Below are 25,815 nucleotides of genomic sequence, written 5' to 3' on the forward strand. Positions count from 1 at the left end.
GCATAAGATGAATCATGACTAAACTTTTATCCAGTATTCGCAGATTTAGATATCACACTAGTATAGACATTCGCATAGGATGAAATGAAACTGAATGAGGAGGGTTCGCGCAAAATGGGAGAATATAGAGAGATATTTGCGAAGGCCGTAGTAGCGAAGGGACGGAAGTTTACAAAGTCCAATCATACGATTAGCCCGGCACACAATCCATCCAGCGTTCTCGGCTGTTGGGTTATCAACCATAAATATAACGCGAAAAAAGTTGGTAAAACAGTTGAGATACACGGACATTATGACATCAATACTTGGTACTCCTTTAACGATAACACAAGAACAGAAGTGGTTACGGAACGGGTACAATACACAGATGTCATTAAGTTAAAATACCGTGACCATGACTGCATGGACGACAGCGAAATTGTAGCAAAAGTACTGCAGCAGCCAAACACCTGTGAAGCCGTCATTTCCCCAAATGGCAACAAAATCATCGTTCATGTCGAAAGGGAGTTCTTGGTTGAAGTCATTGGCGAAACCAAGGTTTGTGTTCGCGTAAATCCTGAAGGATGCAGAGACAATGATGATGAATGGGGCATGGATGTTGACGACGAGGAATTCGAAGAATTAAGTCCGGATTTCTTAGTAGGTGGCGAAGAAGAATAACTTTAACTAGGAGGTTTTTGCTTCCTAGTTTTTCTTTTTTCGAGAGATGTTTGAATGCATGTTTAACGGTTAAAATCAGCATGCTAATTTCTAGGAGGTGGTAATCACTTGGAACCAAAACAACCGGGAAATAGCAATATGCCTGATTTTGATAAGTTAAATGACCGAATCATCGCGGAAAATCCGTCCGGACCCATGTTTGTGATTAAAACAAATTTGGACCCAAAGAACGTTACCGAAAATAATCCTTATTATCATAATGAAATGGCTAAGGATCCGAAGGAATTTAAAGATTACTTTGAAGAATGAAAAGAGCCAGGTTACTTATTTTCCTGGCTCTTTTCCCATTCTGGCTTTAGTATCGATAATACATATGTATCATGAATATGATTGTTTTGATGCATATAGCCCCGTAGAATGCCCTCTTTCGTAAAGCCCATTTTTTGAAGCAGGTTGACCGAGGCTGCATTTTCCGGATAGACGATGGCCCCGACCCGATACAAATCCATTTGCGTAAAACTAAACTGTAATACTCCTCTAATGGCCTCAGTCGCATACCCTTTTCTCCAATAGGCAGGATGCAGTTCATAGCCAATTTCGGCCCGTTTGTTTTTCAGTTGCAGGTTATTAAGACCGATGGTTCCAATAATCTTTTGATTTTCCTTCAGCTTAATTCCCCAGCGGATTCCCCGTTTATCTTGATAATTCTTTTGAAACAAATCAATTAATTTCATGGCCTCGGCTGGCAGGGTAAACCGTTCGGTTCCATAGAACCTCGTTACTTCATCTTGCGAAAATATTTCAAACAAACTGTCGACATGGCGATGGGTGAGTTTGATTAATTGTAATCTTTTGGTTTCAAGGATTGGAAAGTTCACAGATTCACCTCGGATAAAACTTGTTCATCTATCAGTTTATATCGAGGATCGAAAAAAAGAAAGAAATACAATAACGTTTAGAAAATTTTTAAAAATATGATAATTTTTTCCTATGATTCTGATAAGATAAAGAAGAAAACATGGAGTATTTTTTGAAAGGAGGATAACGTTTTAGTGAACTTCCCTTTCTATATTTTTGGCATTCACCCCCATCTATTATTAGAATCATTAGCCTATTTTATCGGCTTCCGGGTTTATTTATATACACGAAATAAAGATAGAATCCCAATGGATAAAGCCCTTTGGGTCATTGTTGGGGCAATCTTAGGCGCTGCTTTCGGCTCCAAATTTCTCTATTGGCTTGAAGACCCTAAGGAAACGCTGGAAAATTGGCATAATCTTATTTATTTAATGGAAGGAAAAACAATCGTCGGCGGCTTGTTAGGCGGCCTAATCGGTGTCGAAACAGCCAAAAAATGCATTGGCTGGACGCGCTCGACCGGCGATGATTTTGTTTTGCCACTTGCCGTTGGAATGATGATTGGCCGAATTGGCTGTTTTTTAACAGGCCTGGATGACCACACATATGGGACCGCCACGACCTGGATCACCGGGGTGGACTTTGGGGACGGAATCAAGCGTCACCCCACACAGCTTTATGAAATAGCTTTTTTGGGTGCTCTTGGCTTTGCGCTTTTTCAGCTAAAGAGAAATAGGATCGGCTGGGATGGCCTGCTATTTCAACTGTACATGCTTGGTTATTTAACGTTTCGTTTCATGATTGATTTTATCAAACCAACCCCGCACCCCTATTGGCTTTTAAACAATATTCAAGTGGCAAGCTTGCTGGGGATTCTGTATTACATATGGCTCATTAGTAAAAAACAAACAGAGAAGAGGAGAGAAATCCATGCCTAACCGGCCTTATTTATTTTATGAACTAACAAACAGCATTTGTTCGACCTGTCACCACAAAGTGGAAGCCAAGGTCATCATTGAAAATGAAAAGGTTTACTTGGTTAAGAATTGTTTGCAGCACGGCAGGGAAAAGGTATTGATTTCTACGGACGTGGATTATTATAAGTGGTGCCGTGAATTTATTAAGCCCTCGGAAATGCCATATCGCTGGAATACTCCAATTAAATACGGCTGCCCTTATGATTGTGGCCTATGTCCGGACCATGAACAGCATAGCTGTTTGACATTATTGGAGATTACCGAGCGTTGCAACCTGAAATGCCCGATTTGCTATGCGGATTCCTCGCCGCTTAAAGGGACCTTCCGCAGCATAGAAAAAATAGAATTTATGCTAGATAGCATTATTAAAAATGAGCGTGAGCCTGATATCGTCCAAATTAGCGGCGGCGAACCAACGATTCATCCGCAGTTCTTTGACATCCTGGACATGGCAAAATCACGGCCAATCCGTCATATAATGGTGAATACAAATGGACTCCGAATCGCAAATGACAAGGAATTCGTCAAGCGCTTAGCCTCGTATTCTCCTGGCTTTGAAATCTATCTTCAATTTGACAGCTTTGAAAAAGAAGCATTGGAGGAATTAAGGGGAGAAGATTTACGAGAGATTCGTCAAAAGGCGATTGACCATTTAAATGAATTTAATATATCTACTACACTTGTTGTCACCTTGAAAAAGGGATTAAACGATCATGAAGTAGGCAAAATCATTCAATACGGCCTGGAGCAGAAGTGTGTCCGCGGGGTGACCTTTCAGCCGATTCAAGCAGCAGGTAGATTGGAGGAATATGATCCTTCTGTTAACCGCTTAACGCTGAGTGAAGTACGGCAAATGATTATTGACCAATCGAATGTATTTGGTTCAAAGGATATTATTCCAGTCCCATGCCATCCTGATTGCCTGGCAATGGGCTATGCCTTAAAGCTTAATGGGGATGTGACGCCGCTAACAGGATTAATCGATCCTAATATTTTGCTGGAAGGTGAGCGCAACACCATCGTTTTTGAACAGGACGATAATATTAAAAATATGATATTTAAATTGTTCTCCTTGAACCATTCTCCGGATTCCTCGGCCTTGTCCTTGAAGGACTTGTTATGCTGCCTGCCAAAGGTGGCAATGCCGGGAGAAATCGGCTATGACAACGTCTTCCGGGTGATTATTATGCAGTTCTTAGATGCACATAACTTTGATGTCCGCTCCGTAAAAAAATCCTGTGTCCATATCGCCCATCCAGATGGCCGGATTATTCCGTTTGATACGTACAATTTATTTTATCGGGATGAAAAGGAACAAGAATTGAAGAAAATTCAGCAGGAATTGGAAGGAACATTCATAAAATAGTAGTTTTGAGCTTTAAGGGGGGAATAGGCATGAACCAAAATCATGGGAACAATTCAAAGGATGGGAGTTTAAAAGACCTATGGATTGGGATTGGCATCACCATCGGGATTTATCTTCTGGGGTTATTGGTTTTGTTAGTTTTCTCCCCGATGTTTTTTGCTTATCTATGTATAGCCGCCATTGCCTTGATTGTGATTCCAATCATTTGTTTTACAAAGGGAAGGAAGCGGATGGGCCAGGGGGCATTGATTGGTCTCGGGATTAATATTCTATTATTTACAGCTTGTTTTGGGATCCTGATTTCCGGGCTGGGTGGTTTATAGAATGGTAAAAGCAGGTGCTTTTTATAAGGTACCTGCTTTTACCATTCATTTATATTGGTTTTGCAACATAGTTATAAATTAATGTGGAAAGCTGGGAGGGACTGCTAATGGATGATCGTTTATTTCGAAATGCGATGGGGAAGTTTGCAACAGGGGTAACAGTGGTGGCAACAGAGGTAGATGGCAAGGCTCATGGGATGACGGCAAATGCGTTTATGTCTGTATCGCTCAACCCAAAACTTGTTGTCGTATCAATTGCGGAAAAAGCATCTATGCTTGAAAAAATAAAAAAGTCCAATACATTCTCGGTCAATATCCTGTCGGCTGAACAGCAGGAGTTGTCGATGATTTTCGCGGGGCAGCTGAAGGAGCATCGGGAAGTGGTGTTTGACCGGCTTGGCGGGGTGCCTGTTATCGCCGGGGCACTGGCGCAGGTTGCATGTGAAGTAACAGCTGCACATGTGGAAGGGGACCATACTCTATTTATAGGCAGGGTAATTGAAATTTCCATTGAAGAATCAAACGCCGGACCGCTTATTTATTTTAGCGGGAAATACAGGTCTCTAGTAGAATAGGATATAAAAAGATGGATTAAGCCAGCCTAAATCAAAACTGTTTGATTGGCTGGCTTTTTTTGTTTTGGATAATTTGCCCAATTTGATATCATGGTTTTAGCATAATAAGTTATTATTGTGAGAGGAGGAGGAAGATGACATTAACCATGCTTATTTGGGCGGTGGCAAGTGCTTTTATCATCCACGATTTTGAAGAAATCATTGTCATGGAAGGCTGGCTAAAGCGGAATGAGAAGGATATCCTAAAGGTCCTTCCGCAAAGGTTCAACAACTACTTCATTCGTGTGTTTCCAAGGCATACAGCCGGTTTTGCTTTGGCTGTATTGGTTGAGTATATGGGTATTTTGCTAACTATTATTCTGGCAATGGGTGCGAAAGAAAAGGATTGGACTTTGATAGGAATTCTTTCGGTCGTTTCTATTTTGTTTATCCATACCTTTACCCACATTGGCCAGGCTATCATTCTTAGAAGATATACTCCTGGTGTAGTCACTGCCGTTATTTTATTGATTCCGTTTTGTCTATATTTCTACCAATTCACCTTAGAGATTGAGGCTATTGATTGGCCAATGATATGGATCAGCATCCCAGTTGGCGTCATCTTAGTGGTTTTCTTTAATCAAGTAGGGCTAATATTGGGGAAGAGACTGGAAAGATATTATTAAATCTATGAGAAATTTAAAATTTTTATTAAAAATAGGTAAATTCCCAATACTCGTATTCGGCTTCCGAGATATATCTGCGGATTTTTAAGGGATATCTGCGAATTTTGAAATATATCTGCGAATTTCCAATTATATCTGCGAATCCCCGAATATATCTGCGAATCGTTATATTGGATAAACCCAAACAAAAAAGTGCCTCAAATCCCCGCTTGAGGCACCTCCCATATATTAAAACAATACCCCTTTATAAGCTTGACGCAGGATTTCCATCAGTTCTCTAGTTAATGGACGCTTCGGATTGACGTTTGTATCAGGATCATGAAAGGCATGTAAGGCCATCTCGGCAATCTTCCTTTCATATACAGGTTGGCTCACACCGCATTCCTCGACACTTAAAGGCATATCGAGCTCTCTTGCCAAACTAATCACCGCTTCAACCAAGCTTTCAATACCTTCTTCCGTTGTCCGTGCCGGAAGCCCCAGCATTTTTGCCAGCTCAGCATAACGTTTATCAGCCTTATAATACTCATAACCGGCAAATGGCGTAAATTTCGTCGGCTTCACCGCGTTATAGCGAATAACAAGCGGCAAGAAAATTGCGTTTGCGCGGCCGTGAGCGATATTGAACTCGGCGCCAACCGCATGGGCAAGGCTGTGATTAATTCCTAAATAGGCGTTATTAAATGCAAGGCCCGCAATCGTGGAAGCGTAATGCATTTTCTCGCGGGCCAGCTCATCAGAACCGTTACGGTACGCCCTTGGCAAATACTCAAATACTAGCTGAATGGCCTTAATAATCTGTCCATCTGTAAAATCATTGGCAACGACTGAAACAAAAGCTTCAAGAGCATGTGTTAAGACATCCATTCCGGTGTCTGCCGTGATTTCCTTCGGAACAGTCATCGAGAACTGTGGATCGATGATCGCCACATCTGGTAATAGTTCCGGGTCGGAAAGCGGATATTTAATATTCGCTTTTTTATCCGTGATGACGGCAAAGGAGGTAACCTCCGAACCTGTTCCGGAAGTAGTTGGAATCGCGATCAACTTAGCCTTCTCCCGAAGCTTCGGATAAGTCACAACTCGTTTTCTCGGATTAAGAGTCTTCAGTTTCAGAGTGTTAAAGTTTGCCTCAGAATCCTCGTAAAATAACCACATCGCTTTTGCTGCATCAAGGACAGAACCGCCTCCTAAGGCAATGATCATATTCGGTTTAGCGTGTCTCATCAATTCAGCACCCGCCATGATCGTTTCGATGCTAGGGTCAGGCTCCACCTCAGAAAACACCTCATAGTGGACAAAATCAGGTCGTTTCGTTAGAAAATGAAGCACTTTATCGACATAACCGTTTTTCACCGAACTTGGGCTTGTGACAATAAATGCCCTTTTAGTATCCGGGATGATTTCCAATGCCTGAACAGAATTCTTACGATAATAAATTTGTGGCGGTGTCCTTAGGATTTGGGCGTTATTATTGCGTTTGGCGACCTTTTTAATATTAAGTAAATGCATGGCACCGACATTGACTGAAACCGAGTTTCCTCCATATGTGCCCGTGCCAAGGGTTAGTGTTGGCAGTAAATCGTTATAAACGTTTCCAGTAGCCCCTTGGGCGGAAGGAGTATTGATTAGGATCCGTCCTGCTCTCATTCTCATCGCGTACTGTTCAACAATCTGGTCATTAGCCGTATGAATGGAAGCGGTGTGGCCGAGTCCACCGTATTCTAATGTGGCTTCTGCCAGGTTAAAGGCTTCCTCTGTGCTATTTGCCTTATAGCAGGCAAGGACAGGGCTTAGTTTTTCGCAGGAAAGCGGATATTTCGGTCCTACGCCTTCCAACTCGATTACTAAGACCTTGGTATCAAATGGAACTTCGATTCCGGCCATTTGGGCAATTTTAAAGGCTGGAAGGCCGACAATCATCGGATTGAGGAAGCCGGTTTCTTCTTTTATTGCTACTTTTTCTAACTGTTTCCTTTCCTCCTCATTTAAAAAGTAACAGTTATTGGCGATCATTTCCGTAATGACTTCAGTATAGATTTCTTTATCGATGATTAATGCTTGCTCAGAGGCACAAATCATTCCATTATCATAGGTTTTCGACATAATCAGGTCTTGGACGGAGCTCTTGATATTGGCAGTTTTTTCGAAATAACAAGGTACATTGCCTGGTCCGACACCAATTGCCGGTTTGCCGGAACTATATGCGGCTTTCACCATGCTAGAACCTCCAGTAGCAAGAATTAGCGATACTTTTGGATGCTTCATTAACATATTGATACCATCCAGAGTGGTAGTTTCCATCCATTGAATACAATTTTCAGGAGCGCCTGCACGGACAGCGGCTTCTCTAAGAAGTTCAGCTGTGAACCTTCCCGAATTCTGTGAAACGGGGTGAAAGGAAAAAATAATCGGATTTCTTGTTTTCATAGAAATAAGAGATTTATAAATGACAGTGGATGTGGGATTTGTCACAGGCACCAGCGCGGCGATGACCCCGACAGGTTCGGCAATTTCATAGCTGCCCTCATGCTCGTTTTCACTGATAATGCCGACCGTTTTCAGATTTCGAATGGTGTGATAAATCATCTCTGTTGCAAACATATTTTTCGTGATTTTATCTTCGTAAAGGCCTCGATTCGTTTCCTCAACAGCCATTCTGGCAAATTTATCGTGGTTCTCAAGTGCAACAAGTGCCAACTGCTTGACAATTTCATCGACCATTTCCTGCGTAAAGCTGCGAAACTCTTTAGCTGCCTGAGCTGCATTTGCAGCTAAAAGGTCAATCATCGAAACTGTTTGCTTTTGCTGTAACATTTTTTCTTCCACTGCCATTGATTGTTCCTCCCTAAAATCATTTATTGTGAAATATTGAACAAAAGGAAATTAATATTTTCCTTACGTTCAAAATATAGCAATCGTAAACCAAGAAATTTGTAGAATTATGCGGCCAAAGTTGGGGAAACCCTTATAAATAGAATAGTTTCAAAGAATGTTCATAATTGCTTTTTTTTTGAGTGGAAAACTCTCAATATTTTTACTTTTAGAAAATTTTGATACTATATTATGTATAAAGATCATCATAAGAGGGGAGTAAAATAATGATTCTGCAACTAGAGGACGTTTCGCTCAAACGGGGCGACAAATGGATTTTAAAAAATGTCAATTGGCAAATAGAAAAAGGGGAGCATTGGGTTTTATTCGGTTTAAACGGTTCTGGTAAAACGGCCATTCTAAATTTGCTGAACGCCTATAATTTCCCGACAAAGGGAAAAATTAATGTTTTAGGAATGGAGTTTGGGAAAACCTATCTTGCTGAAAAGCTGCGCAAGCAAATTGGCTTTGTTTCATCCTCACTTCAGGAAAAATTTCACCCGGGCGATAATGCCTTTGAAGTGGTACTAAGCGGAGCATACGCTTCCATTGGTCTCTATGAAGCTCCTACAGACGAAATACGAAGCAAGGCCATTTCTTTACTCGAGGAGCTTGGCTGCATCGATTATGCTAACAGAAATTATGAAACTTTATCGCAAGGGGAGAAACAGCGGGTGTTAATTGCCCGCGCGTTAATGGCTGACCCGTCTTTGCTGATTCTCGATGAGCCAACGAACGGTCTGGACTTTATTGCCCGTGAAAAACTATTGGAAACAATCGAAACGATTGCTAAAAACCCATATGCACCAGCGATTATTTATGTTACTCATCATGTTGAAGAGATTCTGCCTGTATTCAATAAAACCTTGTTGCTAAAGGAGGGGCAGGTTTTTGCGTACGGAAACACCAATGAACTGTTATCGAGCGAGAGCCTTACCCAATTTTTTAATCTGCCGGTTCGGGTTTCTTGGGAAAATAAAAGACCATTGCTGTCGAAGGTGCAGGTGACACATCAAAATAGTTAGAAGAATAGGATATCCCGTATGCAGGGATATCCTATTCTTTTAAATTAAGCAAATCTTTAATTCGCTTGCAATATTCCTCTTTTGGATAGGTCTGATACAAGCCGCTCGACAAGCGGACAGGGTCGCCGAAGAAGTACCGTTCATACTGGGTTTGCCTTGTGCCAAATGAGCTCATCGTCAAGTCCCAGGCCAATCGAAAAAGTTTGACGCGGTCCTCAGCATGTTTTCTGGTACCTTGCAGATAGGATTCCAAATCCTGTTTTATAGGGGAATTAAAGTCCTTTTCAGTCGGCAAGGTAACCATTCCACTTGCGCCAATTAATTGAATGATTTCGCTGAATCTAGGATAAATTTTTGGAAAGACATTGCTAGCGACTTTAAGAGGAATGAGGCTTGGTCTCATATAACCCCATTCATCCAATTCTGCCTCTTCCTCAGACTTGAGCAGCAGCGCCTTCATCGTTTCAAGTCCGATGATGATTTCAGAAAGTTTTTCCTGAATATGCTGATATCCGCAAACATTGATTGTATCCGAAAGGGATTCGGCAAGTCCCAATAGAAATTCTGTTTTCACAACCTGCCTAGTGATGGCCTGGTGGTAGGCGTGATGGTAGAATGAGCTTTTCTCCATGAATTCATTTGCTGCATCGACATTTTCGTAAAAAAAGACTCTCTCCCAGGGAACTACCACATTATCAAATACTAAAATCGTATCCATTTCTTCGTAACGCGAGCTGAGCGGATAATCAAAGGCTGACTTACCGCCTACAAACGACTCCCTGCAAAGAAATTTAAGTCCTTTCGTATCAGAAGGGATGGAAAATGCGTAGGCATCCGCATCATTTGTCACTCCGCCGGCTGAATAAACCAGAACTTCATCCGTTAAACCGCCTTGGGTCGCTAACAGGCGAGCCCCCTTGACAATAATTCCCTTTTCATTTTTCCCGACAATTTTGGCGGCAATTGGTTCTTTCGATTTTTCAAAGTTGATTTGCGACCGGTTAACCTGAGGGGTTATAAAGGTGTGGGTAAACGAGAGATCTTGATTCCTTGCTCTTTCATAGAGGGAAATAATATTTTCCGGAAAGCAATTCTCACTCCCTTTTAAAAATAAGGCGGAGGAGGCAAAGGCCATAACGACTGAATTCATATAATCCGGACTTCTACCCATCAGCCCATTGGTATGCCTGGCCCAAATTTCGATCATGGTCCGCCTTCTTTTTAAATCTTCTTTCGTCCGTGGCTGTAAATAGGATAGCCCAATCTGCTCTTGGGTCTCATCGGATAAAAAGGTTAGCTTTTCTTTCATGGTCGAATCAAACTGCAAATCATATAAAGATGCTTTGCTTTGAAGAAGACCTCTAAATGCCGGATGTTCAGAAATTTTCCCTTCCAACCGTTCTCCATCCAGCCAAATTTCCTTGTTTAAACGATCCATACGTTCGATAAATTCTTTTCCGTTAATTGCTCCCATTTGACCACTCCCTAAAATATGGAGCATTAAAAAGTTTTGTAATTTATTTTATTGGGAAAGTGTTTGTCCTGCATGGGTTATCCAAACAATTGGACGAATTTGGGTATCGGTGGAAGTCCTGGTGGGTAATTATTCAAAAATAGGAAAAAAGCGGCGTATAAAAAGATTGTAATGAGGACTTTAGTAGAATGTCTACAGTCTCTTTAAAATAATATAATGAAAATTGAGAAAAAGAGAAAGGGAGAGGTTGAAACGATGAAGAAGAAGATTATTGGAAGCGCTTTATCCGTTGCTTTGGGAGCATCCGTTATATTTAGCGGAGGGATTTCAAAAAGCAGTGCTGCACCTGTGAACAAGGAGTACATAGTAATTTTTAAGGATCAATCCCAGCTTCCGGCAGGATATGAAAAAATGATTAAGGACGCCGGCGGGAAAGTGACAGGGAAGCTGGATAAGCTGGGGGCTGTTGAAGTAAGTTCAACGAATACTGCGTTTCTAGATAAGGTGAAAAAATCGAGTCTTGTTTTGGATGCAGGGGTTGAGAATACCATTTACCCTGAAAAACCAGTATATCAGGAAGCAGTTGCACTGGATGATATAACTGACGGAGCAGATGTCTATAAAAATTATCAGTGGGATATCCAACAGGTAACGAACAATGGTGAGTCGTGGAATTTGCCTGGAGGAACCGGCAAGCCAGTTGCCGGTAATGACATCGTTGTAGGTGTTATTGATACGGGTATTGATTACACACATCCAGATATTAAACCTAATTACGTCTACGGGAAATCATTTGTGCCGGGATATCCAGATGCAATGGATGAAGACGGCCATGGCACGCATGTTGCTGGCTCGATTGCCGGTAAGGGGAGAATTTTAGGAATTGGACCGGACCTGAAAGTAGCGGCATACCGTGTGTTCGGGCCAACTGGCGGAGCTGAAACTGCTCATATTGCTGAGGCTCTGATGACAGCAGCGGACGACAATGTCGATGTTGTCAATATGTCCCTTGGCGGTTATGACTGGTTCCAAGATCCAGAGTATGCTACAAAAGATGTTGTAGCAGATGTTCGATTATTTAACCGAGCCATTCAATATGCCATCCAAAAGGGGGTAACAGTTGTTGGTTCTGCCGGTAATAATGGCGTGGATATTAGCAGTCCTGGACAATTAGCAGGAGACGACAAAGGTGCTGTTCACAGAAGCCCTAGCAGTCAAACCATGATTCGGGTTTCAGCGGGAGGAGCTCTAAAAAATCTAGCATTCTATTCTAATTATGGGGTAGGAAAAATTGATGTTATGGCACCAGGCGGAGATTTAGGTCCTAATTATGATCCTGCTACAAAAACAGGAAGAGACAATTCTTATCTTTGCTATAGTTCGGTACCGGGGGGGTATGCAGGTTATGCCGGCACCTCAATGGCTTCACCAAAAACAGCTGCCTTAGCGGGAGTGGTCATCGCGAAGTACGGAAAAGACGTATTAAAACCTTCACAAGTAAAAAATATCATTCAATCTTCAGCGGAAGATGTGTTCAAACCAGGCTATGATGAAAAGGCAGGGTTTGGGTTAATCAATGCTGTTAGCGCATTAAATCAATAAAAAACAAAGCAAAGAAGCGATCCGTAGTGATCGCTTTTTTGCTTTGTTTTTTTCAATACAGTGAATCTGAATTTTTTAAATTGAAACATAAATGTGAAGGGATTTTAAGGGTGCTTTTCCATAATTCTCAACTATCCGCAGCCCAATATTAAATCTATATTAAAAAAGCAAATGTATAGACCTAACTTTTACAAAGTGTCGAATTATTTTTGAACATTTGGTGACAAATCTTCTGAATGGGTGTCTTTTAATAATGTTTGGTATTAAGATAGTTACTAATGATGTGATGTAAATCACAAACAAAAAATTTTTTTAACATGATATTTTTTAAATAAAAGAAAGGGGTACTAGCATGAAAGTAAAATCGGCTTTGTTACTGCTTGTTCTCACTATTGTCACAGTGCTTACAGGATGTGAACCACTTATGGTTCTGGATCCTAAAGGGCCGCAAGCCGAAAGGCAAGCCCACGATATTTTGTTATCTATTGGGATCATGTCGTTCATAGTAATTGTAGTTTTCGCTATTTTGATTTATGTGCTAATTAAGTATCGTGCCTCAAAGGCAAGCCCAGATTATGAACCGCCTCACATTGAAGGAAATAAATGGGTTGAGCTTATTTGCGTCGGTATTCCTGTTATCATTGTCACTTATTTTTCAATCGTTTCTGTTCAAAGTAACAATATTGTCGAAGCAAAACCAATAAAATATCAGGATAAAGATCCTTTAGTCATTTATGCATCCTCATCTGACTGGAAATGGCATTTTAGTTATCCGGAACAAAATATTGAAACGGTCAACTATTTGTATATTCCTACAGACCGGCCGATTGAATTTAAGCTTTATTCCTACGGACCAATCACCAGCTTCTGGATTCCACAACTTGGCGGACAAAAATACGCCATGTCCGATATGGTGACCACACTGCATTTAGCTGCAGATGAACCAGGTGAAATGATGGGCCGTAACGCGAACTTTAGCGGTAAAGGTACGGCTGAAAATACGTTTAATGTCACAGCAATGTCTGAAAAAGATTTCGATAAATGGGTAAAAGACGTTAAGAAAACGGCAAAACCTTTATCAGAGAAAAAGTTTGATGAGTTATTAAAACCGGGACACCTTGGACAAATGACATTCACAGGGACTCATTTAAAATTTAGTCCAGCACCGGAACACGATCACAGTCCATCTGCAAAACCAGAGGAAGGTCAAACTGACCACTCAAAAATGGAAATGGATATGGATATGTCAGACCACCAAAATCATGAGTAATTGTTAAAAGGTTAATGGAACAAATTATTGAAAAAATTAATCTCTCGAAAGGAGTTAATAAAGGATGGAGTTCTTTGAACGTTTTGCCATACCAAATCCAAGTCTTGCAATCTATGCATCTATGGTAGCGATTGGCCTAACAGTAGTTGCCATTATTGCAGGCCTAACCTATTTCAAAAAATGGGGATATTTATGGCGCGAATGGTTAACAACAGTTGACCATAAACGGATTGGGATTATGTATTTACTCTCTGCCTTAATTATGTTATTCCGCGGTGGCGTGGACGCGATTATGCTGCGTGCCCAGCTGGCTGTACCTGATAATAAACTGCTAGATCCACAGCATTATAATGAAGTTTTCTCAACACACGGGGTTATCATGGTCATGTTTATGGCGATGCCATTTATCTTTGCCTTCATGAACTACCTTGTGCCGTTACAAATTGGCGCACGTGACGTGGCATTCCCTAGATTAAATGCAATAAGTTTCTGGCTATTCTTCTTTGGTGCGATGCTGTTTAATATCTCGTTTGTTATCGGCGGATCTCCTGATGCAGGATGGACTTCTTATTTCCCGCTCGCAGGGAATGATTTCAGCCAACATGTCGGAACGAACTATTATATGATTGCGATTCAAATATCCGGTATTGGGTCACTAATGACCGGTATTAACATGATTACAACGATCATGAAAATGAGAGCACCTGGCATGACCTTAATGAAAATGCCGATGTTTACATGGTCTGTTTTAGTAACAAACCTTATCATCGTAACGGTTTTCCCTGTCATTACAGTTGCGCTTGCGATGGGAACCATGGACAGATTGTTCGGAACTCATTTCTTTGCAACGACAAATGGCGGTATGGATATGCTCTGGGCCAACCTATTCTGGGTTTGGGGACATCCTGAAGTTTATATCCTTATATTACCTGCATTTGGTATTTACAGTGAGGTTATCTCAACCTTTGCAGGCCGTAACCTTTATGGCTATAAATCAATGGTTGCATCCATGGTTATTATCTCAGCACTATCCTGTATGGTTTGGGCGCACCATTTCTTTACGATGGGGCAGGGGGCAGTTGCAAACAGCTTCTTCTCCATTACAACAATGATGATTGCCGTTCCAACAGGTGTTAAGATTTTTAACTGGTTATTTACGTTATGGAAAGGGAAAATTCGATTTACCGTTCCAATGTTATACTCACTAGGGTTTATTCCGCTATTTGTAATCGGCGGGATGACAGGAGTCATGCTAGCGATGTCAGCTGCTGACTATCAGTACCATAACACAATGTTCTTAGTGGCTCACTTCCATAACACGATTATCCCGGGTGTAGTATTTGCTATGCTTGCTGGTCTAACCTATTATTGGCCAAAAATGTTTGGCTTTATGTTGAATGAAAGAATCGGCAAATGGTCTTTCTGGACGCTTTCGATCGGATTCTGCTTAGCGTTCTTCCCAATGTACATTACTGGTTTAGACGGTCAGGCACGCCGTATGTACACTTATTCAGAAGCAACAGGTTATGGACCATTAAATATGGTTTCATTCGTTGGTGCAGGTGTTATGGCCATCAGCTTTGCGTTAATTGTCTATAATGTTTATTACAGTGTTCGTTATTCACCAAGAAACATTGGTGCAGATCCGTGGGATGCACGTTCGCTTGAATGGGCAACACATACTCCTGTACCGGAATACAACTTTGCCGTTGAGCCACAGGTTGCTTCTAGTGAAGCATTCTGGGATGCTAAGAAAAAAGGTCATGTGCTGTTCCCGGGTAAAGTGGAAAAAATTCATATGCCAAATAACAGCGGAGTTCCATTTATTATGGGCGCGATCTTCTTCGTGTTAGGATTTTCACTGGTCTTCTCCTTATGGATTCCGGCAATTCTTGCACTAATTGGGATTTTGGCATGTATGGCTCTTCGCTCATTCGAACAGGACCATGGCCGTTATATTTCTGTTAAAGAAATAGAAGAAACTGAAACAAAACTGCGAGGTGCTAAATAATGAACGTCGATCACTCGCTGCCATTAGAATATGGTACAAAACAAAACGGACTGAATATTTTTGGCTTTTGGGTTTTCCTTGCAGCTGAAATAATGCTGTTTGCGACACTGTTCACCTCTTACTTTACGTTAGAGCATAGAACCGGAAGCGGTCCAAGTGGTACAGAGATTTTTGAAATAGCTCCGGTTATAATAGAAACACTTTTGTTATTAACAAGTAGTTTTACAATTGGACTTGGCGTTCACGCAATGCGTCTAGGACGCAAAAAAGCAATGATGACTTTCTTTGTAATTACACTTCTTCTTGGTTTAGGGTTCTTAGGCTTTGAAATTGATGAATTCATCACCTATATCCATGATGGTGCAACATTGCAGACTAGCGCGTTTACTGCCATGCTGATGACTACATTAGGTACACACGGACTGCACGTTACCTTCGGATTATTCTGGGGAACAGCTATCCTTTTGCAAGTGAAAAAACGCGGCTTAACGCCTGAAACTGCGAATAAATCCTTTATCTTTTCACTTTACTGGCATTTCTTGGATGTCGTCTGGATCTTCATCTTCAGCTTCATCTATTTGAAAGGAATGATGTAAGATGAGCGAATTATTCCCACGAAAACAAATAATCGGTTTTGTCTTTTCCTTAGTCCTAACGGCAGCTGCTCTGGCAGTCTATTTCTTGAAACTCTCCTTTGCACAAGGAATGGTTGTCCTAGTTGCCACAGCATTTGTTCAGGCTCTTCTGCAGCTTGTTGTATTTATGCACGCTGGCGAATCAGAAGATAAGTGGGTAATTTATGGCAAGGTATTTTTTATGATTGCCATGGCCCTGATTACCGTTTTTGGAACATTACTCATTTTCCTTTGGGATATGTAGATAAATGAAGAAAGGGAGCGTCTTTTACAGACGCTCTCTTTTTTGCTAATATGAAATTCAACTACTCCTCTGTCTTCGTCCTATCGGAATCGCCAATCGGCGAGTTTTCATTTATCTTTTTACTAAATATAATCTCGGTTTCACTGGCATTGTCGTGATTTCTAATCCCTTATCCGTCTTTTCTACCATTTCCTCAGTCGCGATAAAAAACATTCCCATCAGAAAGAACATCACCGCTCCTACAATGGTACCAATCCCAATCCCGGTGACCGGCATTAAACCGCTTACAATTCCGTATAAAAAAATCATGATACCTGTTAGCAAGGTAACACTGCCGGCCCATTTTGTTGCATGTAATATTTTCATTCGTGAATTCATTATTACGACCTCCTTGGGATGGGATATTTACACTTCCAAAATTCTTATACTATATATTATTCACTGAGTTCACAAAATTGTCAAAACTTTGTTCACAAAATTGTCAAAAAATATTTTAAATTTGTCACAAATATGTGGTATATGTTCGTGAAGACAAAAAGGATTCAGTTACACGACTGAATCCTTAAGGGGGAGAAACTACAAATTCAATTCTTGTGATGGTTCACCATTAAGATTCATAATACGAACGGTTTCTGGTTTTATCTCCAGAAAAATATAGTTCGGATCGTCAGGGCCGTTGAACCATTGATTAAATGACTCTTCCCAATATTGTTGTTTCAGCTGAGCAGAATCATTAACAGCGGTAGTTCCGGATATTTCAACATAGGAATCAGTTTGTCCTTTTTTTTCATAGCCTAATAAAACAGATACGTTCGGATTTTTCTCAATTTCCCCGATTTTTTCAGTATCCCTTTTTGTTGGTGTATATAAGGTTAATTCGTCGTTATAAAAAGTCATATACCGGGAATGGGGTTTATTATTTTCAACTGTCGATAGAATGCCCCTTTTGTGGTCAGAGATAACCTTCTGGACCTTTTCTTTTAGATCTGAATTTGTCATGAAAATCTACTCCTTTAAGTGAAGTACTCAATTTTTGCTTCAGGGAAATAATTATGAATATATGCACCCAAGGTATCTTTGATATCCTCTTGCTCTTGGTCGGTATACACGTACTTTCCGATCCCGTAGCGTCCCCATTTCCATTTCCGTTTCGACTCATCCAATTCCAATTTCGTCATCGGATAGTTTTTTTCTATAACCTTTTTTGCCGGTTTGGTAAAGCGATGTTGAATCAGTTCGAAGGTTAAGTCTTTTTTCGCTGCATTTGGAAGTTCGGCCTCTAATTTTTCAAACATTTCCTTATAGCCTTCCTTCCAACCGTCATGTAAATAGATAGGGGCGATTATAAAACCTAATGGGAATCCTGCATTCGCAACTTTTCCGGCCGCTTCAATTCTTTCTTGTTGGCGGGAGGTGCCTGGCTCAAAATTTTTGATGATATAATCATTGTTCATGCTAAACCGAAAGCGGGTTTTTCCATTATGTTTGGCATCGAGCAAATGGTCGACATGGGCAAACTTTGTGACAAACCGAAGCTTTCCATATTCAGATTCACCAAAAAACTCAATCGCTTTTTTTAAGGTGTGGGTTAAGTGATCCACACCGACGATGTCCGAAGTACAGGATGCTTCAAATCGTGTAGGTTCCGGAGCACGTTCCTTCATATAATTCTCGGCTGCTTCAAAAATATCATCAATGTTGACATAGGTGCGGATATAGGGTTTACTGCCCATCGTCGTTTGCAAATAACAATAATGGCAATGACCCATGCAGCCAGTCACAAAGGGAATCGCATATTCTGCTGAAGGTTTGGAGGTATCAAATTTCAGCGTTTTTCTTACTCCGACCACGAGTGTTGATTTGGCGACTCGATACCTTTGAAAGTCATTCTCCCCGGGTAAATTCCGAATTTGATTATGGGAGGTGGTTTGCCTGATCTCAATCCCCATATTCTCAAATTTGGACACAAGCTCTTTTCCAAGTGGATAGGTCAATGCATCGGGTTCTACATAGACAAGTTGAGGGACAAAGGGTTTAACCATAATAACCCTCGATTTCTGTGTAGCCGAATGCTTCCTGAAAGGCATTTTCCGCCTCGGAAGAAGAGCTAAATACCGCTACTTCATCATTTAATGGATAATAGGTTTCATACACAAACAGCGCCAAATCACCTGGTGACTCGGGATTTTGAACAACCGCTGCTTCTTGGACATTGGCCACATCCTGTGCATGAGGGTTGCGAATGATTACATATACTATTTGTCCCGGTTGAAAGGATTGAATCGACATGGCTTCATCCTTCCTTTCCTAAATGTTGTTTATTAACATATCCATGCTAATCCTTCATTATTTTTCTCCAAATTAAATGAAGTTATTTTCTACAGCAAAAATTAATAAAAAAAACACAAAAAACTCACCATAATTCTAAAACAATAAATTAGGATAAGATCGTTTCTACTCTTGATTAATTATTCACTCTATTTTGATTAAACTAATATGGGAAATCTATTTCGTCTATGATAATATCTTTTTAGGTTAACCGTTTTTAATCCAAAAAGAACTAAATAAATGTGATGCAGAATTAATAGAAGGAAATGCAGATGAAGGGGAATTTTTAATGATTAATGAAAGCAGTAATATGCTTTTTAACTTATTGGTTATCATAATCGCAATGATTGTTCATCAATTTTGGAATGAAAGTAAGCCTGAAAGTCCATTTGTAAAAAAGTATGGAATTCTCATCACCTATGGAATCGCTATATTGTTTTGTATGGTATTTTCCTTCTATAAAGATAACGGTTTGAATTTTGATTTGCGGAGGATCCCACTATGGTTGGGTACCTTGTATGGCGGCCCTTTCATCGGATTTTTACTCGCAATCGAAACCGTTTTCATTAGAATCATTCAAGGTGGTCCGGGTATACTCGGTTCTATCATTAGTACAATTTTACTGTTTTTCATTGGTCATTTTTTTAGACCTATTTATTTTCGATTGAAAACTTTTAATAAAGTGTTTTTGGCTGCCGGCATTAATATGCTTTTTTCGGTTGTTGTTCTTTTTTATGGATCTGACCACCTTATTCAATCAGACACCATAAATTTTTCGATTAACTATCTCATTGTGAACCTTTTAGGGATCATTCTAGTAAGTTTGTCTGAGGAAGCGATACGGAAGAATTATCGAAAGCGGATGGAGCTATTTCAAGCGGCCAGGCTCGAGACGGTGAGCCACTTAGCAGCTGCAGTCAACCATGAGGTTAAAAACCCGTTAACCACTGCCCGCGGGATGATGCAATTACTGAAATATGACCAAACCATGTCTCAGGAAAAAAGGGACTCATTATTTCAATTAGCTCTAGATGAAATGGATCGCGTTGACCGGGTCGTAACAGACTATTTAACATTTGCAAGACCTTACCCAAACCAAATGGAAAAAATGGATATAGAAGTTTCCATAAAGGAAGCGGTTTCGGTTATGGAACCTTATGCCAATCAGTTTAACGTCCAAATCTCCAATCGTCACTATAGCTGCCAATGTTATGTACTTGGAGAACCAGCAAAAATGGTACAGGCATTGGGAAACATCTTAAAAAATAGTATTGAAGCCCTACCGAATGGAGGAAATATCACCATTAAAACTGATCTCAAGGAAAGGAAATGTCACATCCATATACTGGATAATGGTGTTGGAATGAGCAGAGAAGTGCTTGAAAGGCTAGGCGAGCCCTATTTTACCATGACGGGAAACGGAACTGGGCTGGGGATGATGGTGGTTTATAGAATTATTGAAAGTATGAATGGCAAGATTAAGATTCATAGTTCACCCGGTAAAGGTACGGAGGTCATCCTTTCTTTACCGGCAATTTCAGGATAAAATTCAAAATGGCGGATTGCAGTGTTAATGGGAAATACTATTTTTGCTGCTTTTCGCTATTTTTTATTTCTGTCTATCAGCCAATTAAGATGAACAGGTTTGGGCATTATTATATTTACTTTATTAATATTAAAAAACTAGACTCCCACTTTTCCTTAAATGTGAATAATTAGTGAAAATTAAATGTGAAGAAAATGTGAAAATCTCATGAAGAAACTTCACATTTTTTTATTACGTTCTATAATACCCATATAGGTATAAAACCCGTTGGGGTATATCTGATAATGTTTAATTTTATTTCTTAGTTGTTAAGATTTATAAATATTACTTGGAGGGAACAAATATGACACAGAAAATAATCATCGTAGGCGGAGTTGCTGGCGGCGCTACTGCAGCTGCCAGATTAAGAAGAGTAAGTGAAGACGTCGATATAATTCTTGTAGAGCGTGGGGAACATATTTCGTTTGCAAATTGTGGATTACCTTATTATATCGGTGAAACGATTAAAGACCGAAGCAAGTTATTAGTACAAACGGTAAAAGGAATGTCAGAGCGTTTCAAGCTTGATATTCGCAATTTAAGTGAAGTAATGAGCATTGATCCAGAAAATAAGAAAGTAACTATCAAGAATTTGCAAAATGGTGAGGTTTACCAGGAAACATACGATAAGTTATTATTATCACCTGGGGCAAGACCAATTGTACCACCGATCCCAGGGTTAAATGAAAATCAGACACTATTTACCTTAAGAAATATACCGGATACCGATAAAATCAAAAATTATGTTGACTCCGAAAACCCTAAAAAAGCTGTTGTGGTTGGCGGCGGATTTATTGGAATTGAAATGGCAGAAAACCTGGTAGATAGAGGAATCGAAGTGACCATTATTGAAATGGCAAATCAAATTATGGCACCTATTGACTTTGAAATGGCCAGTATTTTACACACTCATTTAAAAGAAAAAGGCGTAAAGTTGATTTTAGAAAATGGTGTGCAATCATTTGCTGATCAAGGGAAGAAGGTTATTCTTTCTGATGGAACAGAAATAGAAACCGATATGACGATCCTATCTATCGGAGTCAGACCTGAAAATGAATTAGCCAAGACTGCAGGGTTAGAACTTGGAGAGCGTGGAGGTATTATTATCAATGAATACCACCAAACTTCTAATGAGGATATTTATGCCGTTGGCGATGCGGTTGAAGTTGTCGATTATATTAGCGGAACAAAGGCCATGATTCCGCTCGCAGGGCCAGCAAACCGTCAAGGCCGGATTGCAGCAAATAATATGATGGGGAAAAAAGAGAAGTATCAAGGAACAATGGGTACTTCGATTGCCAAAGTATTTGATCTAACAGTTGCAGCTACTGGAAATAATGAAAAAACATTAAAACGTTTAGGGGTATCATATGAAGTTGTTCATATCCACCCAAGTTCACACGCAGGATATTATCCGGGAGCAGCACCAATTGCTTTAAAATTAATCTTTGATAAAGAAAACGGGAAAATTTTCGGCGCCCAAGCAGTCGGGGCAGATGGTGTGGATAAGCGCATCGACGTGATTGCAACCGCCATTAAAGGTGGATTGTCAGTAGAAGATTTGACCAACCTTGAATTATCCTATGCTCCGCCATACTCATCTGCAAAAGACCCAGTTAATATGGCTGGTTATGTGGCTTCCAACATCATGGAAGGCGAGCTGGAAATGGTACAATGGCATGAAATTGACAAAATCGTGGTAGACGGAGGGGTATTAATCGACGTTCGTGAACCAATGGAGCATGAGTTTGGTTTTATCGAAGGGTCCATCAATATTCCTTTAAATGATTTAAGGAATCGATTAGAAGAGCTTCCTAAGGATCAGACCATATATGTCAGTTGCCAGGTCGGTTTAAGAGGATATTTAGCGACCAGGATTCTAAAAAACTACGGCTATCAGGTTAAAAATGTGGATGGCGGCTGGAAAACATATTCCTCCGTATACGGAAGCAATTTAGACAAAAATGTTGAAACCTCCACAAACGACCTTGGGGAAACTGTAGTAAACAATACAAATGACATAAAAGTCCATTCAGTTATAGATGTAACTGGCCTAACTTGTCCAATGCCAATCATCAAATTAAAAAAAGGTCTTGAGTCATTGGAAGCCGGACAAGTATTGGAGCTGCATGTTACAGATATGGGAGCTTTAAACGATCTGCCAGCTTGGTCTAAAAATGCAGGTCATACCATCCTTAAAACGGAAATCGAAAGAAATATGATCAAATTTTGGATTGAAAAAAGTAAATAGTAAATCATTCTTTAGACCGCCACGTTCATTGCGGTCTTTTTTTTTGCATACTGAAAAAAATTTTTTTAGATTCTATTGACAATAATACCTAATGGGGTATATTATAAACCTTGCCAATGAATTTGTTTTATTGAAGGAGTCTTTAAATGATAGTTTTAATTTTGTTAACAATAATTGTATCATTTATTTTATATAGAAGATATTTTCCGGTTCTTGGTGTTCATTTTATCAATTTGAAGGATCTTAAAGATGATAATATAATGATAATAGATATTAGAGACTATAATGAATGTAATAACGATCCTATCAAAGGTTCAATTAATATCCCGATTGCCTATCTGAACAGAAATATAAACGAAATACCTGATGGTGATTTATATATAATCGCATCGAGTTCACTTGAAAAAAATGTTGGCGTTCGTTTTTTTAGACATAAAGGTTTTAGGGTTGTCGGATATTCCATTTCTGACAATCACAAAATTTCAATTGAGGAAAAATCATTAAAGGTAGAAAATAATTGTTGTTAAAGGAGATAAGAACATGGACTATAATGATCAAATCAAAAATAGGGTAAAACGTATTGAAGGACAGTTAAGAGGAATTTTGAGAATGATGGAAGAAAACAAGGATTGTAAAGAGGTAATCACTCAGTTGTCTGCATCGAGAACGGCCATTGATCGGACAATTGGTGTTATTGTAAGTTCCAATTTAGTGGAATGTGTGCAAAAGGCGAATGAGCAAGGAGAAAGAAGTATGGAAGAAATGGTAAAAGAAGCTGTCGATTTGCTTGTAAAAAGCCGTTAACCTAAGAGGAAAATACCATACCCAAAAAGATGTTAATAAATATCTTGGAGGGTATATTATTTTCCCAAGAGAAATACCCCTTTCGGTATATATATAAGGATAAATAATGGAGAAAATTCATTGTAAATAGATAATATAAAGGGTTGACACCTGCTTTACCTTTATTTAATATTATACCCATTGGGGTAATCGAGAAAACAAGAGGAGAGGATTTCATATGTATATAGATAAAGTATTAGATGCAAAAGGGGTATTAAGGTTTTGGATTAAAAAAGGATAATTTTTTTGATCTTCAAAATACCCGTACGCGTAATGGTTTAATTAATAATTTTACATTCAGGAGGTTGCTTCATGACGGAAAAGAAAAAAACAACGATTGTCCTATTTAGTGGAGATTATGATAAAGCAATGGCGGCTTATATTATTGCAAATGGTGCAGCTGCTTATGATCACGAGGTCACCATTTTCCATACGTTTTGGGGACTAAATGCTCTTCGTAAAGATGAACAGATTCCATTGAAAAAAGGGTTCATGGAAAAAATGTTCGGAAAAATGATGCCTAGAGGAGCAGATAAAATGGGACTATCCAAAATGAACTTTGCCGGTTTCGGTCCTAAAATGATCAAAGATATCATGAAAAAGCACAATGCATTGCCGCTTCCTCAGTTAATTGAAATGGCTCAAGAGCAGGACGTTAAATTAGTGGCTTGTACCATGACAATGGATTTGTTAGGTCTTCAACAAGAGGAATTGTTGGATAACATTGAATATGCAGGTGTTGCTGCGTACCTAGCGGACGCTGAAGAAGGCAATGTGAATCTGTTTATTTAACGAAAGGGGAGGAATCTTCCCCTTTAATATGACAGGTGGAATGATGGCCTGGAAAGTTGAGTAATTTTTTAATAAAAGTAATACCCGTATTGGTATGCAAATTAGGAGGTTTTAAGATGGAGAACATGAAAGCAAACTTCATTTTGGACGCAAAAGGTTTGGCATGTCCCATGCCAATTGTTAAAACCAAGAAAGCAATGAAGGAATTAGAGGCAGGTCAAGTATTGGAAGTTCAGGCAACAGATAAAGGGTCCAAAGCAGATATTAAGGCTTGGTCTGAAAGCACAGGGCATCAATATTTAGGAACATTGGAAGAGGGAGAAATATTAAAACATTATCTTAGAAAGTCATCTGGTGAAGAAATAATAGAACATAAACATCCGCATGTGATTAACAATGATCAGCTAGAAGCAAAGCTTGAGAATGAAACCATCGTGGTACTGGATGTCAGAGAAACGGCAGAATATGCCTTTAACCATATTCCAAACGCTATCTCCATCCCTTTGGGTGAATTGGAAGAGAGATTAATAGATTTAAACAAAGAGGATGAAATCTATATCGTCTGCAGAACAGGAAACCGCAGTGATATGGCAGCACAAAAGTTGGCAGAAAAGGGATTTGCAAAAGTTTTTAATGTGGTTCCAGGAATGAGCCAATGGAATGGAAAAACAACTGGTTTAATCAAAAATTAGGAGGAATTAACAATGAATAAAAAAGTAGCAATTATTGCAAGTAATGGCGGTTTATTTGATGCCTATAAAGTGTTTAATATCGCAACGGCAGCCGCTGCAACCGATCAAGAAGTAGCTATTTTCTTTACATTCGAAGGATTAAATTTAATCCATAAGGAAGCAAACAAACAACTTCCAATGCCGGAAGGAAAGGAACATTTTGCTGAAGGTTTTGCAAAGGCGAATGTTCCAACCATTCCTGAATTGGCTGCTATGGCGCAAGAAATGGGTGTTAAATTCATTGGCTGCCAAATGACGATGGATGTGATGGGTTTAGCGACAGAAGATTTTGTTGATGGAATTGAGGTAGGCGGGGCAGTAACGTTTTTAGAGTTTGCTAAAGACGCGGATGTCACTCTAACATTCTAATATTTTTATTTGAAAAATACAGGCTCAAGAACTGGAAATCGGACCATACCGTTGTGCGGTCCATCATGCAGAATAACAAGGAGGAATAGAAATAATGAATGTGAATAAAGTTTTAGATGCAAAAGGGTTAGCATGCCCAATGCCAATTGTAAAAACAAAAAAAGCGATGAACGAACTTGAAAGTGGTCAAGTGTTAGAAATACATGCAACTGATAAAGGGGCAAAAAATGACCTTGCTGCTTGGGCAAAATCTGGCGGTCATGAATTAGTCAAGCATGAAGAAGAGAACGGTGTATTAAAATTTTGGATTATAAAGGGTTAAAAATAAGAGGAACCAGTTTTGGTTCCTTTTTTTAG

Annotated in this window: 28 protein-coding genes; 21 read left to right on the forward strand and 7 right to left on the reverse strand. The window is 39.7% G+C overall.

Features of this window, described 5'->3' with window-relative positions; translation table 11 throughout:
- Window positions 1–114: 114 nt before the first annotated feature.
- On the forward strand, window positions 115–660 hold the full coding sequence (locus ACNQGS_RS21690) for an outer spore coat protein CotE (protein WP_423801724.1): 546 nt from the start codon (window positions 115–117) through the stop codon (window positions 658–660).
- Window positions 661–768: 108 nt separating this feature from the next.
- Window positions 769–969, forward strand: coding sequence for a hypothetical protein (locus ACNQGS_RS21695; RefSeq protein WP_491489156.1), 201 nt, complete (start codon window positions 769–771; stop codon window positions 967–969).
- Window positions 970–980: 11 nt separating this feature from the next.
- Here the strand turns inward: ACNQGS_RS21695 and ACNQGS_RS21700 are convergent, their stop codons facing one another.
- A complete protein-coding gene (locus ACNQGS_RS21700; protein WP_491489157.1) occupies window positions 981–1,538 on the reverse strand; it encodes a GNAT family N-acetyltransferase in 558 nt (185 codons plus the stop codon).
- A 174-nt stretch (window positions 1,539–1,712) separates the two neighbouring features.
- Between ACNQGS_RS21700 and ACNQGS_RS21705 the strand changes: the two genes are divergently transcribed.
- The 5 genes from ACNQGS_RS21705 to ACNQGS_RS21725 all read left to right on the forward strand — a co-directional run bounded on the left by ACNQGS_RS21705 (window position 1,713) and on the right by ACNQGS_RS21725 (window position 5,424).
- A complete protein-coding gene (locus tag ACNQGS_RS21705) occupies window positions 1,713–2,456 on the forward strand; it encodes a prolipoprotein diacylglyceryl transferase (RefSeq protein WP_491489158.1) in 744 nt (247 codons plus the stop codon).
- Window positions 2,449–3,861, forward strand: coding sequence for a radical SAM protein (locus ACNQGS_RS21710; protein ID WP_491489159.1), 1,413 nt, complete (start codon window positions 2,449–2,451; stop codon window positions 3,859–3,861). Before ACNQGS_RS21705 ends, ACNQGS_RS21710 begins: the two co-directional genes overlap by 8 nt.
- 29 nt (window positions 3,862–3,890) lie before the next feature.
- Window positions 3,891–4,184 carry a hypothetical protein gene (locus tag ACNQGS_RS21715; RefSeq protein WP_491489160.1) on the forward strand — a complete coding sequence of 98 codons (294 nt, stop codon included), beginning with the start codon at window positions 3,891–3,893 and terminating at the stop codon, window positions 4,182–4,184.
- 107 nt (window positions 4,185–4,291) lie between these two features.
- Complete coding sequence (locus ACNQGS_RS21720) at window positions 4,292–4,759, forward strand: flavin reductase family protein (RefSeq protein ID WP_491489161.1); 468 nt, start codon at window positions 4,292–4,294, stop codon at window positions 4,757–4,759.
- A 134-nt stretch (window positions 4,760–4,893) separates the two neighbouring features.
- Complete coding sequence (locus ACNQGS_RS21725; RefSeq protein ID WP_491489162.1) at window positions 4,894–5,424, forward strand: HXXEE domain-containing protein; 531 nt, start codon at window positions 4,894–4,896, stop codon at window positions 5,422–5,424.
- A gap of 228 nt (window positions 5,425–5,652) precedes the next feature.
- Here the strand turns inward: ACNQGS_RS21725 and adhE are convergent, their stop codons facing one another.
- The gene (gene adhE / locus ACNQGS_RS21730) at window positions 5,653–8,259 is read right to left on the reverse strand and encodes a bifunctional acetaldehyde-CoA/alcohol dehydrogenase (protein ID WP_491489163.1); all 2,607 of its coding nucleotides are present in this window, start codon (window positions 8,257–8,259) and stop codon (window positions 5,653–5,655) included.
- 266 nt (window positions 8,260–8,525) lie between these two features.
- Between adhE and ACNQGS_RS21735 the strand changes: the two genes are divergently transcribed.
- The gene (locus ACNQGS_RS21735; protein ID WP_491489164.1) at window positions 8,526–9,323 is read left to right on the forward strand and encodes an ABC transporter ATP-binding protein; all 798 of its coding nucleotides are present in this window, start codon (window positions 8,526–8,528) and stop codon (window positions 9,321–9,323) included.
- Between the two features lie 31 nt (window positions 9,324–9,354).
- Here ACNQGS_RS21735 and hpaB read toward each other — a convergent pair whose 3' ends face one another.
- Window positions 9,355–10,797, reverse strand: coding sequence for a 4-hydroxyphenylacetate 3-monooxygenase, oxygenase component (gene hpaB / locus ACNQGS_RS21740; protein WP_491489165.1), 1,443 nt, complete (start codon window positions 10,795–10,797; stop codon window positions 9,355–9,357).
- A 216-nt stretch (window positions 10,798–11,013) separates the two neighbouring features.
- Here hpaB and ACNQGS_RS21745 point away from each other — a divergent pair, with 216 nt between their 5' ends.
- The 5 genes from ACNQGS_RS21745 (at window position 11,014) to qoxD (ending at window position 16,559) form a co-directional block, all read left to right on the forward strand.
- Window positions 11,014–12,399: a S8 family peptidase gene (locus ACNQGS_RS21745; protein WP_491489166.1), complete on the forward strand. Its 1,386-nt coding sequence runs from the start codon at window positions 11,014–11,016 to the stop codon at window positions 12,397–12,399.
- A gap of 352 nt (window positions 12,400–12,751) precedes the next feature.
- The gene (gene qoxA, locus ACNQGS_RS21750; RefSeq protein ID WP_464493623.1) at window positions 12,752–13,669 is read left to right on the forward strand and encodes a cytochrome aa3 quinol oxidase subunit II; all 918 of its coding nucleotides are present in this window, start codon (window positions 12,752–12,754) and stop codon (window positions 13,667–13,669) included.
- A 64-nt stretch (window positions 13,670–13,733) separates the two neighbouring features.
- Entirely contained in the window at window positions 13,734–15,680 is a 1,947-nt protein-coding gene (gene qoxB, locus ACNQGS_RS21755) for a cytochrome aa3 quinol oxidase subunit I (protein WP_491489167.1), read from the forward strand.
- On the forward strand, window positions 15,680–16,276 hold the full coding sequence (gene qoxC, locus ACNQGS_RS21760) for a cytochrome aa3 quinol oxidase subunit III (protein ID WP_378581131.1): 597 nt from the start codon (window positions 15,680–15,682) through the stop codon (window positions 16,274–16,276). The genes qoxB and qoxC overlap by 1 nt, the downstream gene beginning before the upstream one ends.
- Window position 16,277: 1 nt before the next feature.
- Entirely contained in the window at window positions 16,278–16,559 is a 282-nt protein-coding gene (qoxD, locus tag ACNQGS_RS21765; protein ID WP_213140715.1) for a cytochrome aa3 quinol oxidase subunit IV, read from the forward strand.
- A gap of 111 nt (window positions 16,560–16,670) precedes the next feature.
- Here the strand turns inward: qoxD and ACNQGS_RS21770 are convergent, their stop codons facing one another.
- From ACNQGS_RS21770 to ACNQGS_RS21785, 4 genes are all read right to left on the reverse strand, one after another.
- Window positions 16,671–16,937: a hypothetical protein gene (locus ACNQGS_RS21770; protein WP_491489168.1), complete on the reverse strand. Its 267-nt coding sequence runs from the start codon at window positions 16,935–16,937 to the stop codon at window positions 16,671–16,673.
- 198 nt (window positions 16,938–17,135) lie between these two features.
- Window positions 17,136–17,558 (reverse strand): pyridoxamine 5'-phosphate oxidase family protein, encoded by a 423-nt coding sequence (locus tag ACNQGS_RS21775; protein ID WP_491489169.1) that lies wholly within the window; start codon window positions 17,556–17,558, stop codon window positions 17,136–17,138.
- A gap of 14 nt (window positions 17,559–17,572) precedes the next feature.
- Window positions 17,573–18,601: a spore photoproduct lyase gene (gene splB / locus ACNQGS_RS21780; RefSeq protein WP_491489170.1), complete on the reverse strand. Its 1,029-nt coding sequence runs from the start codon at window positions 18,599–18,601 to the stop codon at window positions 17,573–17,575.
- On the reverse strand, window positions 18,594–18,848 hold the full coding sequence (locus ACNQGS_RS21785; RefSeq protein WP_213116252.1) for a transcriptional regulator SplA domain-containing protein: 255 nt from the start codon (window positions 18,846–18,848) through the stop codon (window positions 18,594–18,596). Before ACNQGS_RS21785 ends, splB begins: the two co-directional genes overlap by 8 nt.
- A 328-nt stretch (window positions 18,849–19,176) precedes the next feature.
- Here ACNQGS_RS21785 and ACNQGS_RS21790 point away from each other — a divergent pair, with 328 nt between their 5' ends.
- The 8 genes from ACNQGS_RS21790 (at window position 19,177) to ACNQGS_RS21825 (ending at window position 25,780) form a co-directional block, all read left to right on the forward strand.
- Window positions 19,177–20,433 (forward strand): ATP-binding protein, encoded by a 1,257-nt coding sequence (locus ACNQGS_RS21790; RefSeq protein WP_491489171.1) that lies wholly within the window; start codon window positions 19,177–19,179, stop codon window positions 20,431–20,433.
- Between the two features lie 343 nt (window positions 20,434–20,776).
- Entirely contained in the window at window positions 20,777–22,723 is a 1,947-nt protein-coding gene (locus ACNQGS_RS21795) for a CoA-disulfide reductase (protein WP_491489172.1), read from the forward strand.
- A 146-nt stretch (window positions 22,724–22,869) separates the two neighbouring features.
- Complete coding sequence (locus tag ACNQGS_RS21800) at window positions 22,870–23,250, forward strand: rhodanese-like domain-containing protein (protein ID WP_491489173.1); 381 nt, start codon at window positions 22,870–22,872, stop codon at window positions 23,248–23,250.
- A gap of 13 nt (window positions 23,251–23,263) precedes the next feature.
- On the forward strand, window positions 23,264–23,527 hold the full coding sequence (locus ACNQGS_RS21805) for a metal-sensitive transcriptional regulator (protein WP_491489174.1): 264 nt from the start codon (window positions 23,264–23,266) through the stop codon (window positions 23,525–23,527).
- A gap of 351 nt (window positions 23,528–23,878) precedes the next feature.
- Entirely contained in the window at window positions 23,879–24,358 is a 480-nt protein-coding gene (locus ACNQGS_RS21810) for a DsrE/DsrF/DrsH-like family protein (protein WP_491489175.1), read from the forward strand.
- Between the two features lie 116 nt (window positions 24,359–24,474).
- Complete coding sequence (locus tag ACNQGS_RS21815) at window positions 24,475–25,050, forward strand: sulfurtransferase TusA family protein (protein ID WP_491489176.1); 576 nt, start codon at window positions 24,475–24,477, stop codon at window positions 25,048–25,050.
- Between the two features lie 12 nt (window positions 25,051–25,062).
- Complete coding sequence (locus ACNQGS_RS21820; RefSeq protein ID WP_213140704.1) at window positions 25,063–25,458, forward strand: DsrE/DsrF/DrsH-like family protein; 396 nt, start codon at window positions 25,063–25,065, stop codon at window positions 25,456–25,458.
- Window positions 25,459–25,552: 94 nt separating this feature from the next.
- Window positions 25,553–25,780, forward strand: a complete 228-nt coding sequence (locus tag ACNQGS_RS21825; protein ID WP_491489177.1) for a sulfurtransferase TusA family protein — start codon at window positions 25,553–25,555, stop codon at window positions 25,778–25,780.
- The last annotated feature ends 35 nt before the right edge of the window (window positions 25,781–25,815 follow it).

The sequence above is a fragment of the Neobacillus sp. PVCKKU3 genome (assembly GCF_058323225.1).

Coding starts and splice junctions, on each gene's coding strand:
- hpaB (WP_491489165.1), bottom strand. CDS start 10,797: ATGGGAGCAATTAACGGAAAAGAATTTATCGAACGTATGGATCGTTTA.
- qoxC (WP_378581131.1), top strand. CDS start 15,680: ATGAACGTCGATCACTCGCTGCCATTAGAATATGGTACAAAACAAAAC.
- ACNQGS_RS21690 (WP_423801724.1), top strand. CDS start 115: ATGGGAGAATATAGAGAGATATTTGCGAAGGCCGTAGTAGCGAAGGGA.
- ACNQGS_RS21770 (WP_491489168.1), bottom strand. CDS start 16,937: ATGAATTCACGAATGAAAATATTACATGCAACAAAATGGGCCGGCAGT.
- ACNQGS_RS21745 (WP_491489166.1), top strand. CDS start 11,014: ATGAAAATTGAGAAAAAGAGAAAGGGAGAGGTTGAAACGATGAAGAAG.
- ACNQGS_RS21785 (WP_213116252.1), bottom strand. CDS start 18,848: ATGTCGATTCAATCCTTTCAACCGGGACAAATAGTATATGTAATCATT.
- ACNQGS_RS21790 (WP_491489171.1), top strand. CDS start 19,177: ATGATTAATGAAAGCAGTAATATGCTTTTTAACTTATTGGTTATCATA.
- ACNQGS_RS21795 (WP_491489172.1), top strand. CDS start 20,777: ATGACACAGAAAATAATCATCGTAGGCGGAGTTGCTGGCGGCGCTACT.
- ACNQGS_RS21800 (WP_491489173.1), top strand. CDS start 22,870: ATGATAGTTTTAATTTTGTTAACAATAATTGTATCATTTATTTTATAT.
- splB (WP_491489170.1), bottom strand. CDS start 18,601: ATGGTTAAACCCTTTGTCCCTCAACTTGTCTATGTAGAACCCGATGCA.
- qoxA (WP_464493623.1), top strand. CDS start 12,752: ATGAAAGTAAAATCGGCTTTGTTACTGCTTGTTCTCACTATTGTCACA.
- ACNQGS_RS21810 (WP_491489175.1), top strand. CDS start 23,879: ATGACGGAAAAGAAAAAAACAACGATTGTCCTATTTAGTGGAGATTAT.
- qoxB (WP_491489167.1), top strand. CDS start 13,734: ATGGAGTTCTTTGAACGTTTTGCCATACCAAATCCAAGTCTTGCAATC.
- qoxD (WP_213140715.1), top strand. CDS start 16,278: ATGAGCGAATTATTCCCACGAAAACAAATAATCGGTTTTGTCTTTTCC.
- ACNQGS_RS21725 (WP_491489162.1), top strand. CDS start 4,894: ATGACATTAACCATGCTTATTTGGGCGGTGGCAAGTGCTTTTATCATC.
- ACNQGS_RS21710 (WP_491489159.1), top strand. CDS start 2,449: ATGCCTAACCGGCCTTATTTATTTTATGAACTAACAAACAGCATTTGT.
- ACNQGS_RS21820 (WP_213140704.1), top strand. CDS start 25,063: ATGAATAAAAAAGTAGCAATTATTGCAAGTAATGGCGGTTTATTTGAT.
- ACNQGS_RS21735 (WP_491489164.1), top strand. CDS start 8,526: ATGATTCTGCAACTAGAGGACGTTTCGCTCAAACGGGGCGACAAATGG.
- ACNQGS_RS21715 (WP_491489160.1), top strand. CDS start 3,891: ATGAACCAAAATCATGGGAACAATTCAAAGGATGGGAGTTTAAAAGAC.
- ACNQGS_RS21805 (WP_491489174.1), top strand. CDS start 23,264: ATGGACTATAATGATCAAATCAAAAATAGGGTAAAACGTATTGAAGGA.
- adhE (WP_491489163.1), bottom strand. CDS start 8,259: ATGGCAGTGGAAGAAAAAATGTTACAGCAAAAGCAAACAGTTTCGATG.
- ACNQGS_RS21825 (WP_491489177.1), top strand. CDS start 25,553: ATGAATGTGAATAAAGTTTTAGATGCAAAAGGGTTAGCATGCCCAATG.
- ACNQGS_RS21815 (WP_491489176.1), top strand. CDS start 24,475: ATGGAGAACATGAAAGCAAACTTCATTTTGGACGCAAAAGGTTTGGCA.
- ACNQGS_RS21720 (WP_491489161.1), top strand. CDS start 4,292: ATGGATGATCGTTTATTTCGAAATGCGATGGGGAAGTTTGCAACAGGG.
- ACNQGS_RS21775 (WP_491489169.1), bottom strand. CDS start 17,558: ATGACAAATTCAGATCTAAAAGAAAAGGTCCAGAAGGTTATCTCTGAC.